The sequence below is a fragment of the Rhodonellum sp. genome, from assembly GCF_030656585.1.
In the GTDB taxonomy this organism is placed as follows: Bacteria; Bacteroidota; Bacteroidia; order Cytophagales; family Cyclobacteriaceae; genus Rhodonellum; species Rhodonellum psychrophilum.
Window position 1 is genome coordinate 1 of sequence record NZ_JAUSPP010000004.1, and the last position, 15,283, is coordinate 15,283.

Genomic DNA, 15,283 nt, shown 5'->3' on the forward strand with positions numbered 1-15,283 from the left:
ATAGGGATACTCAATAGGATTACCATCATATTCACGCGAAGGGGAATCAATATCGACGCCTTGACAGCCTCCGAAAGCCGGGAAGATGGCATTTACAAAATCACGATCGAACTGACCACTTCTGAAGAACAAGTCATTCAATTGTCCAAGCAGATCGAAAAGATCATCGATGTGATCAAGGCGTTTTATTATACCGATGATCAAGTGGTCTATCAGGAAATCGCACTTTATAAAATCCCGATAGAAAGCCTTGACCCCAGATTGGAAAAAGTGATCAGGCAGTTCAATGCCCATATCATCGCGGCGGAAAAGGACTTTGTGGTCATCGAATTTACAGGGCACAAGGAGGATACCCAGTCCTTACTGGAAATATTGAAAGAATTTAACATACTCGAATTTGCCAGATCAGGCAGGGTGGCGGTGGCCAAACCCATGGATACTTTAGACAAATATTTAAAATAATCAAACCTTTAAAACTATGAAACTGAAATTCGGATCAGTAGAAGAAAATGTAGTCACCCGGGAGGAATTCCCTTTGGAGAAAGCAAGAGAAGTGTTGAAAGACGAAGTTATTGCAGTATTGGGTTACGGCGTTCAAGGGCCTGGTCAGGCTCTCAATCTTAAAGACAATGGTTTCAATGTCATCGTAGGACAGCGAAAAGGCTCAAAAACTTGGGACAAAGCAGTCTCTGACGGCTGGGTTCCAGGCAAAACATTGTTTGAACTGGAAGAAGCTTGCGAAAAAGGCACTATTCTTCAGTTTTTGCTCTCCGATGCCGGACAGATTTCCGCATGGCCAATGGTGAAAAAACACCTGACGCCTGGCAAAGCATTGTATTTTTCCCATGGCTTTGGGGTTACGTATAAAGAAAAAACCGGGATTATCCCTCCTCCAGATGTGGATGTGATTTTGGTGGCTCCCAAAGGTTCCGGAACTTCCTTGAGAAGAATGTTTGTCGAAGGAAGAGGATTGAATTCTTCCTATGCAATCTTTCAGGATGGTACCGGCAAAGCAAAAGACAGGGTGATCGCCCTTGGGATCGGCGTTGGTTCTGGATACCTTTTCGAAACCGATTTTTACAGAGAAGTGACCTCGGATCTTACGGGAGAAAGAGGAACTTTGATGGGTGCGATACAAGGGATTTTTGCTGCGCAATATGAAGTGTTGAGAGCAAACGGCCATACCCCTTCTGAAGCTTTCAATGAAACCGTTGAGGAATTGACACAAAGTTTGATGCCTTTGGTTGCTGAAAATGGAATGGATTGGATGTATGCCAACTGCTCCACGACTGCCCAAAGAGGTGCCTTGGATTGGTGGAAACCATTTAGGGATGCGACCAAACCGGTATTTGAAAAATTATACGAAAGTGTAAAAACCGGTCAGGAAGCGCAAAAATCCATTGACTCCAACAGTAAAGACGATTACAGGGAGAAACTGGAAGTGGAATTGAAAGAATTGAGAGATTCTGAGATGTGGCAAGCAGGTGCTACCGTCAGAAAATTAAGACCCGAAAACAACTAAATTATGAGTGAAAAGCTATGGATATTCGATACCACCCTTCGTGATGGAGAGCAGGTTCCTGGTTGTCAGTTAAATACCCAGGAGAAAATAGTAGTGGCCAAGGCTTTGGAAGAACTAGGAGTCGATATCATTGAGGCTGGATTCCCAATTTCCAGCCCAGGGGATTTTAATTCTGTATTGGAGATTTCTAAGGCAGTCACCAATCCTATTATCTGCGCCCTTTCGAGGGCAGTGGAAAAAGATATTGAAGTAGCAGCAGCTTCCCTCCAATATGCCAAAAAAGGGAGAATTCACACCGGAATCGGTGTTTCTCCCTACCACATTCAATACAAACTTCGATCCACCCCCGATGCAATTATCGAGAGGGCAGTTCAGGCAGTGAAATATGCCAAGAGTTTTGTGGAGGATGTGGAGTTTTACGCAGAAGATGCGGGAAGGGCAGAAATGGAATTTTTGGCGAGAATCGTGGAAAAAGCCATCAAGGCTGGCGCCACGGTGATCAACATTCCCGATACCACAGGCTATTGCCTTCCTGAACAATACGGTGCCATCATCCGGTACCTGAGGGAAAATGTGTCGAATATCGACAAAGCCATCCTTGCCACCCATTGCCACAATGACCTGGGAATGGCTACGGCCAACACCATCGCTGGGGTTCAAAATGGGGCAAGACAGGTGGAAGTAACGATCAATGGTATCGGAGAAAGGGCGGGAAATACCTCAATGGAGGAAGTCGTGATGGCCATCAAATGCCACCACGACATCCCAGTCTTTACCAACATCAATACCCCTTTGATCTACGGAACCAGCCGATTGATCTCCAAGCTGATGAACATGCCGGTTCAACCCAATAAAGCCATTGTGGGAAGAAATGCATTTGCCCACTCTTCGGGAATTCATCAGGATGGTGTCTTGAAGCACCGCGAAAACTATGAAATCATCGATCCCAAGGAGGTTGGCGTTTTGGAATCTTCCATCGTGCTCACCGCCAGAAGTGGCAGGGCGGCATTGAAACATCATTTGGATGCCTTGGGCGTTCATTTGGAAGGTGAGGAGTTGAGGGAAGTGTATGAAGCTTTCTTGGTTGTGGCCGATTCCAAAAGGGACATTGGGCCCAAAGATTTACTTTCCTTGGTGGGCAAGTACATCGAAGACTCCACATTCATTGAACTGGTGAAAGTAAGCTATGAATCCAATGGAACCATTAAAGCAAAAGTAGAACTCAAAGTAGGGGAGAAGACGCACCATGCCACTTCAGAAGGGAACGGTCCAGTGGATGCAGTATTGAAAGCGATCGAAAAAATTGTGAAGCCGCAGGTGGAATTGGAGGAATTTCTGATTCAAGCCATTACCGCAGGAAGCGATGATCAGGCAAAAGTGCACATGCGGTTGATGCAGGGAGAGCGTCCATATTATGGCTTCTCTTCCAATACTGATATCGTGTTGGCTTCCGCTGAGGCATTTGTGGATGCCCTAAATAAAATACCCGTTAAAGATAAAGTGATCCTATAAAAGATGGAAAAGAAAACATTATTTGACAAAATATGGGATGCCCATGTGGTTCGCTCAGTAACCGATGGCCCGGATGTATTCTTCATTGACAAGCATTTTATACACGAAGTGACCAGTCCCGTAGCTTTCCTGAATTTGGAAAAAAGAGGAATCGGTGTGCTTCATCCCGAAAGGACCATTGCCACTCCTGATCACAATGTGCCCACGGTGGATCAGGACAAGACCATAAAGGACAAACTCTCCCGCATGCAGGTTGAAAAGCTGAGGGAATATTGCAAAAAATACAATATTGAATTGCACGATCTGGGAAGTGCGCACCATGGAATCGTTCACGTTATTGGACCCGAACTCGGGATCACGCAACCGGGAATGACCATCGTCTGTGGTGACAGCCACACGTCAACGCATGGTGCCTTTGGTGCCATTGCATTCGGTATCGGAACTTCCGAAGTCGAAATGGTCTTCGCGACCCAATGCATCATGCAGTCCAAAGCCAAGAAAATGCGGATTACCGTAGATGGTGAACTTGGAAAAGGAATTACCTCAAAAGATATCATCCTTTACATCATCGCCAAAATATCCGCCAGTGGCGGTACTGGTTATTTCCTGGAATATGCGGGATCTGCCATTGAAAGCCTGAGCATGGAAGCAAGGATGACGATCTGCAACATGAGTATAGAAATGGGTGCCAGGGGAGGATTGATCGCTCCGGATGAAACGACCTTCAATTACCTAAAGGGGAAACAATATGCCCCCAAAGGGGAAGAATGGGACAAGACAGTAGCGTATTGGAAAACCCTGAAAACAGATGAGGGAGCCATTTTTGACAAGGAATACCATTTTGATGCAGCGGACATAGCTCCAATGATTACCTACGGCACCAATCCGGGAATGGGAATTAAAATCAATGATTTGATCCCAACAACTGCAGGAATGGAAGGCAGTAACAAAACATCTTTCCTGAAATCCTTGGAATACATGGGCTTTGAGGCCGGTGAATCCATCCTGGGGAAAAAGATGGATTATGTCTTTGTCGGAAGTTGCACGAATGGCAGGATCGAGGATATTCGGTCTGTGGCTGAATTTGTCAAGGGAAAGAGAAAAGCGGACAACATCACCGCGTGGATAGTGCCAGGGTCCAGGGAAGTTGAGAAATTGGCCCACGAGGAAGGATTGGTCAAAATCCTCGAAGAGGCAGGTTTTGAGCTTAGACAACCGGGTTGCTCGGCATGTCTGGCGATGAATGACGACAAAATCCCTTCAGGGAAATATGCGGTTTCGACCTCCAACAGAAATTTTGAGGGCAGACAAGGTCCCGGCGCGAGAACTTTGCTGGCCAGTCCGCTTACTGTCGCTGCCATTGCGGTGACAGGGAGGATTACAGATCCAAGGGAAGTGTTTTAATATTAAATGAAAGAAAGATGGCTTACGATAAATTCAATACATTAAGAAGTACCGTGGTTCCCTTGTCCGCTGAAAATGTGGATACGGATCAAATCATTCCTGCGCGTTTCCTGAAGGCTACCGAAAGGGTGGGTTTTGGTGACAATCTTTTTCGGGATTGGCGATACGACGTGGAGGGCAATCCCAAACAGGATTTTGTTTTGAATGATCCCACCTATTCCGGAAAAATCCTTTTGGCTGGAAAGAATTTCGGTTCAGGTTCCAGTCGGGAACATGCTGTTTGGGCCCTCTATGATTATGGCTTCAGGTGTGTGGTTTCCAGCTTCTTTGCGGATATCTTTAAAAACAACTGCCTCAATATCGGCGTCTTGCCGGTGACTATCAGCCCAGAATTTGCAGATGTTCTTTTCAATGCCGTGTCTGCAGATCCAGAGACGGAAGTTGAAGTGGATATTGATCGGCAGACGATAACCTTGCTCAGTACGGGTCAGTCAGAAAGTTTTGACATCAATTCCTATAAAAAGGAAAATATGAAAAACGGTTTTGATGACATCGATTATCTCTTGAATATCAAAGATGAAATCGCGGAATTTGTTGCGGGGAAGTAAGCAAGATTGTATCCCCATTTATTGAAATCCTCAAAGCGTGAAATTTTCTCAGCGAAGGATTATTGTGAACAGCATGGGATTGGATCCTTGTCTATTTTATCAAAGGAAAGCACAAAAATGGGACATCATAGGAAAATAGAAATCATGGACACTACCTTGAGGGATGGAGAACAGACCTCTGGGGTTTCCTTTCTGCCTTCTGAAAAACTCCAAATAGCCAAGTTGCTGTTGGAGGAATTGAAGGTGGACAGGATAGAAGTGGCTTCTGCCCGGGTTTCTGAAGGGGAAATGGAGGGCGTGAAGAAGATCACCCAATGGGCTTCCGAAAAGGGATTTCTGGATAAGGTTGAAGTCCTTGGATTTGTGGATACCCCAACCTCCGTGGATTGGATAGCCGACTCAGGGGCAAAGGTCATGAACCTGTTGACCAAGGGGTCTTTGAATCACCTGACCCATCAACTTAGGAAAACGCAAGAGCAACATTTCGAAGAAATTCGAGAAAGCATAGCCTACGCAAACAAAAAAGGGATCCACGTCAATGTTTATCTGGAAGATTGGTCCAATGGAATGCGGAATTCCATGTCTTATACCATGGAATTGATCGGCTTCCTGAGTCAACTCCCAGTCAAAAGAATCATGCTTCCCGATACATTGGGATTGCTTCACCCTCGTGAAGTGGCGCATTTCATCAAGCTGATCACCACCGAATACCCGGATTGTCACTTTGACTTTCACGCCCATAATGATTACGACCTTTCTGTGGCCAATGTGCTGGAGGCCATTTATAATGGTGTTGTCGGCATTCATACCACCATCAATGGTTTGGGAGAGAGGGCTGGAAATGCACCTTTGGAAAGTGTGATCGCCGTATTGAAGGATTTCACCGATTACCGATTGAATGTTCAGGAGAACAAGATTTTCCGCGTAAGCAAACTCGTGGAGCAGTTTTCAGGACAGCATATTCCAGCCAACAAGCCTGTGGTTGGGGAAAACGTCTTTACCCAAACCGCAGGAATCCACGCAGATGGGGACAATAAAAAAAATCTTTATTTCAACGATCTCCTGCCCGAGCGCTTTGGCAGACAGCGGAAATACGCACTTGGCAAAAGTTCCGGAAAGGCCAATATCCTGAAAAATCTTCAGGAATTGGGCATTTCCCTAGAGCCAGACGAATTGGCCAAAGTGACCCAAAAGGTCATCGAACTTGGCGATAAAAAGGAAAGAGTCACCACCGAAGATTTGCCTTACATCATTTCCGATGTGCTCCAAAACAACTCTGTTGCCAAAGACATCAGTATCGAAGGGTATCACATGACCCATTCCAAGGGCTTGAAACCGACGGTACAGCTCAAGATGAAAATCCATGGCGCTTATTATGAGCAGAGTGCTTCGGGAGATGGACAGTACGATTCTTTCATGAAGGCGCTGAAGAAGATTTATAAATCACTGAACAAAGAACTTCCGCTTTTGTCCGATTACCATGTGAGTATCCCTCCTGGTGGTAAAACAGATGCCTTTGTGGAAACGGTGATTACCTGGGAATATGGAAAGATATTCAAAACCAAAGGTCTGGACAGCGATCAGACCGTGGCTGCCATGATGGCCACCGAAAGAATGCTCAATATCATCGCAAAGATTGACAGTAAAAACAAACCGAATACGGATTCAGAAAACAAGAATTTTTATGGAAATGAATATCGCACTATTGCCGGGTGATGGCATAGGCCCTGAAGTAATTGCCCAAGCAGTAAAAGTAATACAAGCAGTCGCCAAGAAATTTGGTCATACCATTCATTTTGAGACGGCGCCAGTGGGTGCCGCCGCCATCGATTTGACTGGAGATCCTTATCCGGAGAGTACCCATGCTGTTTGTTTGAGAGCAGACGCAGTGCTTTTCGGCGCCATTGGTGATCCTAAATATGACAATGATCCCAAAGCAAAGGTAAGGCCTGAACAAGGATTGTTGGCCATGAGAAAGAAATTGGGGCTTTTTGCAAATGTCCGTCCAACCTTCACTTTCCCCTCATTGGTTCACAAATCCCCTTTGAAACTTGATCGGGTGGATGGTGTGGATTTCGTGTTTTTCAGGGAATTGACCGGTGGGATTTATTTCGGTGAGCCCAGAGGCAGAAACGAACAGGGCACAAAAGCCTTTGATACCAATGTGTACACGAAGGAAGAGATTACCAGACTTGCCAGAATGGGTTTTGAAGCGGCCCAAAAGCGCAGAAAACTCCTGACCTGTGTGGACAAAGCCAATGTATTGGCCACTTCCAGGCTCTGGAGGGAAACCGTTCAGGAATTGGCTCCGGAATACCCGGATGTCAAAGTTGAATATGAATTTGTGGATGCGGTGGCGATGCGACTGATCCAATGGCCGAAAGCCTATGATGTGTTGATTACAGAGAATTTGTTTGGCGATATCCTGACAGACGAAGCCTCTGTGATATCAGGTTCGATGGGCTTGATGCCTTCGGCTTCTTTGGGGACCGAGAACAAATTGTTCGAACCGATCCATGGCTCTTATCCACAAGCTGCAGGAAAAGACATCGCCAATCCATTGGGGACAATTCTATCGGCCGCAATGATGTTTGATTATGCTTTCGACCTGAAAGACGAAGCAGCAGCGATTTCCGATGTGGTCAACAGATCTCTTTCCGAGGGAATCGTCACCGAGGATATTGCAGATGGTGCCAAAGCCTACAAAACCTCTGAGGTAGGAGATTGGTTGGCGGAGAATCTGTGAGATTGATCTCTAGAGCAGGCCAAATAATTCATGATGATTTTTAAGTAAATCAACGATGCCCAGTCAACTTTCGATTGTTTGCATATAATTAAAAAAGAGATCCCAGAAAGGATCTCTTTTTTAATTATATGGGTTTGAGTTGGGTTGATCCTATATCGGACAAGCAACAGATCTTTCTACATCTACATGCACTCCATAGAATTTCCCATATGGAACAGAAATGCTGTATGGACTGGTGTTTGCTTTACCCTTTGTCGTAAATAGTCCAGGTTCTGGATTGCTTGCTGGAGGAGTGGAGGAATAGTGTTGGATTTTCACATTTTCATCCGTATCCGCAAATCTCCATCCCTCATTCAGCGTGATGGTGATTTCTCCATTCAACAATTTTACAGTTCCAGCTGCCAAAGTTTGGCCAGCAAACAAAGTTACACCTTCCTCCAATGCTGATTTTGAAGAATAAGTAGCCCAGTTTCCTTTGGTGACATATCTGGTTCCGGCAGCCCATGCTGTTTCATCCTCCCAGCATTTTTCATCGTCGCATGGCTCCAAATTGTAACAAAGCTTAAGGTTACTTAAATCTGGCGTGTTTCCTTGACCCACTGGAGGAGAAATCAATCCCTCATCACTGGTTTCTCCGTTCCCATAATAGTAGGCATTGGCCCCAGGTCCACCTTTCACAAGGACTACAAGATTCTTCAGGCAGTATTTTACCCCGTCAATGTAAACAGGTTCAAAACTCCATGAAACGAATTTGTTATCCGTAACCGTCACGGTAAAGCCGTCTGGAAAAGCTTCGCTGAAAGTGTTTCCCCCTAAGTATTTATTGCCACCTTGGCCTTCAGGGTCCGGGCTTGTAAATGAAAAGCCACCCTCAACTTCGAAATAATCCGCAGCTTCTGAGCAGAGAACATTTCCTCCGTTATTGGCACCTTCAAGATACACAGGACCAGCTGTTCTGGCATTCCACATATCCGAAGATAAACCACGTAAAGCAGCAAGTTCTTCACTGCTTTCCATATTAACATTGTCAGGCGCAGGGGCCTCAAATTGCGAGCAGGACACCATGAAGGCGACCAGGGCCAATATCCAAACCTTGTTCAGATAATTGGCAGAAGAAAAGTTTGCCATAGAAAAGTTAAATTGGTTGTTAATAAGCAAATATAAATCAAAAAAAAGAACATAAAATAACTTTAATAAAAAATAAAAGAATAAAAATACAAAAAAATAAACTAATAATTATGTAAAAGAAGATTGAATTTTATGAATACAGATGAATCGTGGGGCTTTTTTTTAAAAATCAGATACAGCCAATTTTTTCACCGGGATAGAATAAATGATTTTTGGTCTATTTATAAGATCCAAAAGTCTATTTTTGTGCTTTTACGGAAATGTCAAAAAAATCCTCCGAATATTGATTTCTATGCAAAATCGACCCTTTACCTATCTTCTTTGGATGCAATACCTAGGCTTTCGCTACAATGGCTGGCAAAAGCAACCCGATGGAAAAACCGTTCAGGGGAGGATGGAGAAAGTGTTGCGGTTTGTACTTGGGCATGGAAACTTCACCACGCTAGCCGCAAGCAGGACCGATGCAGGAGTCTCCTGCAATAGAGGTGCTTTTGAGCTTTTTTCGGTAGAACCGGTGGATCTTCCGGAGTTAATCCAGCAGATGAATGTTTACCTGCCCAATGACATCAGGATATTGGAGGGACAAGCAATATCCCAGGATTTCAACATCATACAGGATGTTGTCTTGAAGGAATACCGATACCATTTCGCCACGGGAGACAGGTTCCATCCCTTTGCAGCAGCCAACCTCCTCCATGTCACAGGGGAACTGAATATTCCCTTGATGAAAAAAGGTGGAGACCTTTTGTTGGGGAAGCATGACTTCAGAAGATTTTGTTCCGTTGACAAAATCACTGACGATTATGTCCGCGAGGTTTACGGATTGGAAATTTTGGACCATGAAATGGCAGGAAAGGGACTTCTCCCGAAGACCAGTTTTACCATTGTCATCAAAGGAAAAGGGTTTTTGAGATACCAGGTCAGGGTGATGGTGGCTGTTCTAATTGACTTGGGATTAAAAAAAATTACGATGGATCAAATTTCTGCTGCTCTGGTCAGTCAGGAAGCCAAACCGCTAAGTGAACCCGCCAGGGCCCATGGATTGGTCCTGGAGGCATTGGTTTTTGATTTCGAAAAGGAAAAGTAGGTCAGCGAGAAATCGTGTTAAATCATTTTCATCGAGGTCTTGATTCTTCCTATTCCAAAAATAAAGATTACCAGCCACCACCGCCGCCGCCGCCGCCACCGCCTCCAGAAAATCCACCTCCTCCGGATCCTGAACTGCTGCCAGGAGGAGTGGATGCACTGGAAATGGCCGATGAAAAACTGCTGCCCAAGGAGGAGCTGAAGGCAAGTGCATTGAATCTGCCCATTGAATAGGAATGGTACCAAGTGGGTTGATACGCTTCCCGAACACTCTTGGAAACCTGCTGCTCAAATTTCTCCGCCCATTTGTTTTCCACTCCCAAAGCAATGGCGTAGGGAAGTAATCTTTCAAAAACCGCCGGGGTCATGTTGGGTTCATGGGCCATGTTCAGAGGGTTTTTTTCGGTCACCGAAAGGTATCTCTTGAACCCCTCGATTTCATCCATGATTTTCCGGCCCTCGATGGTGGGCGCTTGCATCAGGTTGTAAAAGACGAGGGTAAGGATGAAGAGGAGTATTCCCAAAACAACCGGAACCCCGGGAGAAGGGGAAAGCAAAGCGGTCAGGAGGATTGTTGCCAAGCCCGTCCCAATTCCTTTTGCGGTATGCATAAAATTGATTTTGAACCTTCCTGGCATGACCTCCGTCTTTAAAAATTTCAAGAGACTTGTTTTGGCAGAAGTAAAGATTTGATGGTTTTTATTGTCCAAATGAATTTCATTGCCATCCTTGAACAGAACAGTTGCGACAACTTTTTCGCCGGTGGTGAGCCCATTCAGGGAATCGCCGACTTTGGTCAGGGAGAAGTCATTTTTTTTCTTTGTTTCAATCGTCAAATAGCCATGGACTGCCATGGCTACCAAAGTGGCGGTAAATACCTTCTGGTCAAACCCCATCCGCATCAAATAGCGCGAACAGGCAGCCGTCAATCCCTCGGGGGCTTCAAATCTCGGGATGATCGTCCCCTTTGCCGGATCTTTCCCCACTTTTTTCCAGGAGGAAAAGAACACCCAAAATGTGAGGAGCAGGCCAATTCCGCCCACCAAGATATGTTTGTTGTCACTCAAAAAATGACCGCTTTTTTCCAATGCACTTGGTTGGGCGACAAATCCCTTTGGCCAAGCCAGGGCAACGGTGAATTGGTCTCCCGGATTTAATTTTCCTTTGGTGCTGAAGTGGACCTTTTCTCCCTCATCTTTTATCTCACAATTGCAGCCCGTGGATCCTGAAGGCCCGGTAAATGCATCATATTGTATCGTTTTGGCTCCATTGGGAAGCCAGACGGTTACCCCGGCACTGTCAATCGCAAAATCCCATCCACCCCCGATAGCATTGAAATACAGTTCATCGTAATTTTCAAAAAAACCAAGTTGTCGATCTGTGCGGAATTTCAATGTGTAGGTGTAGGTATTTGGCTGCAGGAACGTATTGGCGTCACCGATGTAGATGATTTTTCCGTTGTTCTTGTTTTCCAGGCGGAAAGGCTCCTTTTTCCCATCCCGAAGGACCTCCAAGACTTCAAAACTGACCTTGTACCGATTGCCCAATCGGTCTTGGTACTGTGTTGGGAAATCCCTGAATATCCCCCTTTTGATTTTCACTCCTTCGGACAAAACCGTGATTTTTTCCTCAACCAAGATCGATCCGGATTCCTCAATCTGAATAACCGAAAAATAGGAGAGGATCCTTTCCTGGGAAAATGCCGTATTTACCAGAAGAAAAAAGGGAAGGATGAATGCCCAAGATTTCATGAAAAATCAACTTTTGGGTTGATCCTATCCGAAACATTTTCCAGTTCGAAGAAATCCCGCTGGGTATGGTGAGCGATATTGGCGACGATGTTCGAAGGAAACTGCTCGATCTTGGTGTTATAATCACGCACAGTTCCATTGTAATACCTCCTTGCATTTTGGATGTCGGATTCTATCAATTGCAGTTGGTTTTGAAGATCCAGGAAATTCTCATTCGCCTTAAGTGCTGGGTAACTCTCCGCAAGTGCAAACAAGCGACCCAAAGATTGGGACAGGGCTCCTTCGGCAGCGCCGTGTTCCTTGACGGAATGGGCATTTATCCCGGCATTCCTTTTTTCGATCACCCCTTCGAGTACTTCTTTTTCATGACTCGCATAGCCTTTTACTGTATTGATGATATTGGGAATCAGGTCATACCTTCTTTTGAGTTGCACATCGATTCCGCTCCAAGCTTCATCAACCAAATTTTTCAACTGGATCAGTGAGTTGAAAATACTCACAAAGTAAAAGGCAAGAAGGGCTACGAGGATAAGGATAACAATCAGGGCCATGGTAGGGTCGGTTTAAAAGATAGAAAACAGTGTATGAATATACAGAAAAGGAATTTGGATCAAAAAAATAATTCTCGTAAATAAATTGGGCGAAGATTGGCCAAGGGATTGTGAGCCAATTGGAAAGGGAAGAATGCTCCTTATTTTCGCAAAGTTTTTCAGAATTTCCTGTTGACCGAAGCGAATACAAAACCTTTCTGGACTTCAGAAAAAAAGCGTGCCCGACAGCTCAGGCATGTTTTTTTGGTTTTGACAAAGAGAAAAAACCTTGATTGTTTAGGTTCGCATTTTAATCCAGCGATCAATCAATAGGCTAATTTCCCTCAGACCTTCACGTTTATTTTATTTCACTGTGATCAGGATTTTGACTTTTATCTGATCCCAAATCATGGCGATGGTGCCTTCTGTTTCTTAAACCAGTTCCACTTCATAAGTCAATCGCTAAACAGATTGCGCAAGTGCTTTCGGTACTACCGTAATCCTTTGTTAATTGGCTAGATTACATTTTTGCACCCTCAACGAAAGGTTATTCGAATGTGTGATCAATAATTTTGAATTTCCTGATGAAAATTCAGCTCTGATTTATAAAAAAGATGGCAGATTGAACGCGTTCAAACAGCTAAAACAGAATTTTCCGCTCAAATACTTCCTTGGCGACAATTAAAATGTCATTGATTCTCAAATCTGGATTGTAATGTTGGCGAACCTGCTTATCGTATTGTTCAAAAGCAAGGGGAAGAGAAATTGGGCCTTTTCAAACCTGGCGTCTATCATCAGGCAACAGCTAATGAACTAGATCAATGTGTATAATTCTCTTGAGGATCGAGAGAAAAGTTGGCTCAAAATCATCTAAGAAAACAAATAAAATTTGAACACATTTTGTTCGCTTACTCTTGAGAGGTTTACTTTTTGGAAAACCGCAAAAATAGGCCCCTACAAGAATTATTGTACCTACTCAGCTGGTTGTGATTTAGCAATCAGAGTCAGGTTTCCCAAGATGTTTTGCGTGCGTTTGATAAGGGTGTCCAAGACAGACCTGATGACGCAGAAGTCATCGGCACCTTTTTCCGATTTGAACTGTCCGGATATTTTCTGTTTGACTTTTATATTTCTGATGGCTCTTTCCGATGCGTTGTTGTCGGGTGGCACTTTATGGTGGTATAAAAAAATCAGGATTGATTGTCTGTATTTGAACAGTATTTTCTGCATGGATACAGATTCCCTGTGGCTTTGGTCTAGGGATATCTCCAGTATTCTATCCGGTTTTTGTTCCAAATCGGATATTGCTTTGAGCTGTTCCCGGGTCTGCTCTTTGTCCAATGTTTTCTTCAATGTCATTGCCTTGAGCAGGAGTGATTTGATATGGTTTTATTTTACATGTTCACCAAGGAGAAATCGTTATGAAGGGGTAAACAGAGTATAATTCCATTTTAAACCTTCTGCCTAGGATTGCCAAAGGAAGCATAAATCAATGCTTGTTCCTTAGGTGTAAGCAACCCGCTGGATATATTCAAACCCTCTTTTTTCAAGCATCTTGCCAATTTTTTGGTGGATATGCCGTACTCATCGGCTACTTTTTGCCTTGACTTTGCATTTTTTTTTCAGGAAAAAGCAAGGAGTTGATTGCTTTAAAATATAGTTAAGGTTTTTATTGAATATGTAAAAAAAGGGGGTAGCTTACCAACGAAAATTTAAGGCGACCGGTAGTTTAGAGTTTTTGAGGATATGGACCCGCCTGGCGAGTGCAATAGAGGTTTCGTTTAATAATGAATAAAATTATGAAAAAGAGAATTTTAGTAACCTCGTTATCTGTTTTGACAGTAACATTTTTGGCTATTTTCACATTAGCGCCTATCGCCCAAGCTCAATCCTCTGGAGGAATATGGAGCGGAAGCGAATTTTGTGAAAAAACTGGACCTTATAATTGCTTACCTGTGGTAGAGGTAGAGGTAGAGCAATGATGCTTTGATTTTCAGTGGGTGCTGTTGGGAAGGTGTTCTGACAGCACCCATGTTATTTAAACTAAACTAGACATGAATAATATGAAATTTACTTTTATCAGTGTATTTATCTTGGGCTTGTTTTCCTGTGCCGAAAAAAAGGGGGAAGAAATATCATCTACTTTTCGTGAAGTGCATTCCTATCAGTTGAATTTGGATCGATTTACTTCTCCAGCCGAAGATTATTATCAATATATTAAAAATTGGAAGGGACAGGAGGCGTATGCATTCCATGTCATGGGCAAGGAGGAGATCAAATTGTATAATTTGGAGGATGGAGTGCTGATAGAGACATTGTCTTATGGTGACAACCAGCCTAATTTACAATCTGGAATCCATGATTTTTATATTTTAAATGAGGACAGTATTTTTTTAAACAGGCGACGCGCTTATAAGGTCTATCTGATCAATCAGGAGTTTGAAATAGTCAAGACGATGGATTTCATGGGGAAAAACGATGAAATAGACCCCAACACGGGTTGGCCTAAGTCCAAGGAAACATTTATGCCAGTGTGGAGCAGAAACCGTTTTTTCAGGAAGATCGGGGACAAGATTTTTATTTCAGGCGCACCAAATATAATAGATACTTCTGTAGATGCGAACTACATTAAGACCTCACTCAATTCCTATTCTTTCGGGACAGAAGAGATTACACCCTTGCTTGGTTATCCTGAGAAGATGCAAGGCAAGATATGGGGGGAGTATTTTAATTTGATTTTTTCAGATTACAACCCAGAGGAGGATTTTTTTCTGCACAGTTATGCAGCAGATGAGCGGGTCTATGTCACGGATCGAGCGATGCATGTGATCCATGATTTTGAAGCCTATCCGAAGGACTATACAAATGTCCCGCCCTTAACCGTAAAAGAAATTGAAAGCACTGATGCTTATAGATCTCATTGGCAGGACAATGATTTATTCGGATCTGTCCACTGGGATCCTTACAGGAAACTGATCTACAGGATCATGGAAGAG

Annotated in this window: 14 protein-coding genes; 10 read left to right on the forward strand and 4 right to left on the reverse strand. The window is 43.9% G+C overall.

Translation table 11 applies throughout. The features are described from left to right. The 7 genes from ilvN to leuB form a co-directional block, all read left to right on the forward strand. Positions 1-462 (forward strand): acetolactate synthase small subunit (gene ilvN / locus Q7J63_RS00355; protein WP_304883503.1); only part of this gene is annotated, 462 nt, incomplete at its 5' end. 16 nt (positions 463-478) lie between these two features. Next, on the forward strand, positions 479-1,522 hold the full coding sequence (gene ilvC, locus Q7J63_RS00360; protein ID WP_019599303.1) for a ketol-acid reductoisomerase: 1,044 nt from the start codon (positions 479-481) through the stop codon (positions 1,520-1,522). Between the two features lie 3 nt (positions 1,523-1,525). Beyond that, positions 1,526-3,034 carry a 2-isopropylmalate synthase gene (locus tag Q7J63_RS00365; RefSeq protein WP_304883506.1) on the forward strand — a complete coding sequence of 503 codons (1,509 nt, stop codon included), beginning with the start codon at positions 1,526-1,528 and terminating at the stop codon, positions 3,032-3,034. A 3-nt stretch (positions 3,035-3,037) separates the two neighbouring features. Beyond that, positions 3,038-4,438 carry a 3-isopropylmalate dehydratase large subunit gene (gene leuC, locus Q7J63_RS00370; protein WP_019599301.1) on the forward strand — a complete coding sequence of 467 codons (1,401 nt, stop codon included), beginning with the start codon at positions 3,038-3,040 and terminating at the stop codon, positions 4,436-4,438. Between the two features lie 17 nt (positions 4,439-4,455). Continuing rightward, the gene (leuD, locus tag Q7J63_RS00375) at positions 4,456-5,046 is read left to right on the forward strand and encodes a 3-isopropylmalate dehydratase small subunit (RefSeq protein WP_304883507.1); all 591 of its coding nucleotides are present in this window, start codon (positions 4,456-4,458) and stop codon (positions 5,044-5,046) included. A 117-nt stretch (positions 5,047-5,163) separates the two neighbouring features. Further along, positions 5,164-6,762 (forward strand): alpha-isopropylmalate synthase regulatory domain-containing protein, encoded by a 1,599-nt coding sequence (locus Q7J63_RS00380; RefSeq protein ID WP_019599299.1) that lies wholly within the window; start codon positions 5,164-5,166, stop codon positions 6,760-6,762. After that, positions 6,731-7,792, forward strand: coding sequence for a 3-isopropylmalate dehydrogenase (leuB, locus tag Q7J63_RS00385; protein ID WP_019599298.1), 1,062 nt, complete (start codon positions 6,731-6,733; stop codon positions 7,790-7,792). Before Q7J63_RS00380 ends, leuB begins: the two co-directional genes overlap by 32 nt. A gap of 150 nt (positions 7,793-7,942) precedes the next feature. Here leuB and Q7J63_RS00390 read toward each other — a convergent pair whose 3' ends face one another. Beyond that, complete coding sequence (locus Q7J63_RS00390) at positions 7,943-8,920, reverse strand: hypothetical protein (protein ID WP_304883508.1); 978 nt, start codon at positions 8,918-8,920, stop codon at positions 7,943-7,945. Between the two features lie 292 nt (positions 8,921-9,212). Here Q7J63_RS00390 and Q7J63_RS00395 point away from each other — a divergent pair, with 292 nt between their 5' ends. Further along, the gene (locus tag Q7J63_RS00395) at positions 9,213-10,007 is read left to right on the forward strand and encodes a tRNA pseudouridine(38-40) synthase TruA (RefSeq protein ID WP_304883510.1); all 795 of its coding nucleotides are present in this window, start codon (positions 9,213-9,215) and stop codon (positions 10,005-10,007) included. Between the two features lie 67 nt (positions 10,008-10,074). On the opposite strand, the gene Q7J63_RS00400 is transcribed toward Q7J63_RS00395, so the two are convergent. The 3 genes from Q7J63_RS00400 to Q7J63_RS00410 all read right to left on the reverse strand — a co-directional run bounded on the left by Q7J63_RS00400 (position 10,075) and on the right by Q7J63_RS00410 (position 13,640). Beyond that, positions 10,075-11,757 carry a DUF2207 domain-containing protein gene (locus Q7J63_RS00400; protein WP_304883511.1) on the reverse strand — a complete coding sequence of 561 codons (1,683 nt, stop codon included), beginning with the start codon at positions 11,755-11,757 and terminating at the stop codon, positions 10,075-10,077. Next, positions 11,754-12,308: a LemA family protein gene (locus tag Q7J63_RS00405; RefSeq protein ID WP_304883512.1), complete on the reverse strand. Its 555-nt coding sequence runs from the start codon at positions 12,306-12,308 to the stop codon at positions 11,754-11,756. The genes Q7J63_RS00400 and Q7J63_RS00405 overlap by 4 nt, the downstream gene beginning before the upstream one ends. Before the next feature lie 951 nt (positions 12,309-13,259). Further along, positions 13,260-13,640 (reverse strand): transposase, encoded by a 381-nt coding sequence (locus Q7J63_RS00410; protein ID WP_304883513.1) that lies wholly within the window; start codon positions 13,638-13,640, stop codon positions 13,260-13,262. Between the two features lie 446 nt (positions 13,641-14,086). Here Q7J63_RS00410 and Q7J63_RS00415 point away from each other — a divergent pair, with 446 nt between their 5' ends. After that, positions 14,087-14,269: a hypothetical protein gene (locus Q7J63_RS00415; protein ID WP_304883514.1), complete on the forward strand. Its 183-nt coding sequence runs from the start codon at positions 14,087-14,089 to the stop codon at positions 14,267-14,269. A gap of 72 nt (positions 14,270-14,341) precedes the next feature. Further along, on the forward strand, positions 14,342-15,283 hold a 942-nt coding region (locus tag Q7J63_RS00420; RefSeq protein WP_304883515.1), incomplete at its 3' end, for a DUF4221 family protein.

Coding starts and splice junctions, on each gene's coding strand:
- Q7J63_RS00415 (WP_304883514.1), top strand. CDS start 14,087: ATGAAAAAGAGAATTTTAGTAACCTCGTTATCTGTTTTGACAGTAACA.
- ilvC (WP_019599303.1), top strand. CDS start 479: ATGAAACTGAAATTCGGATCAGTAGAAGAAAATGTAGTCACCCGGGAG.
- leuB (WP_019599298.1), top strand. CDS start 6,731: ATGGAAATGAATATCGCACTATTGCCGGGTGATGGCATAGGCCCTGAA.
- Q7J63_RS00400 (WP_304883511.1), bottom strand. CDS start 11,757: ATGAAATCTTGGGCATTCATCCTTCCCTTTTTTCTTCTGGTAAATACG.
- Q7J63_RS00390 (WP_304883508.1), bottom strand. CDS start 8,920: ATGGCAAACTTTTCTTCTGCCAATTATCTGAACAAGGTTTGGATATTG.
- leuC (WP_019599301.1), top strand. CDS start 3,038: ATGGAAAAGAAAACATTATTTGACAAAATATGGGATGCCCATGTGGTT.
- Q7J63_RS00365 (WP_304883506.1), top strand. CDS start 1,526: ATGAGTGAAAAGCTATGGATATTCGATACCACCCTTCGTGATGGAGAG.
- Q7J63_RS00395 (WP_304883510.1), top strand. CDS start 9,213: ATGCAAAATCGACCCTTTACCTATCTTCTTTGGATGCAATACCTAGGC.
- Q7J63_RS00380 (WP_019599299.1), top strand. CDS start 5,164: ATGGGACATCATAGGAAAATAGAAATCATGGACACTACCTTGAGGGAT.
- Q7J63_RS00405 (WP_304883512.1), bottom strand. CDS start 12,308: ATGGCCCTGATTGTTATCCTTATCCTCGTAGCCCTTCTTGCCTTTTAC.
- leuD (WP_304883507.1), top strand. CDS start 4,456: ATGGCTTACGATAAATTCAATACATTAAGAAGTACCGTGGTTCCCTTG.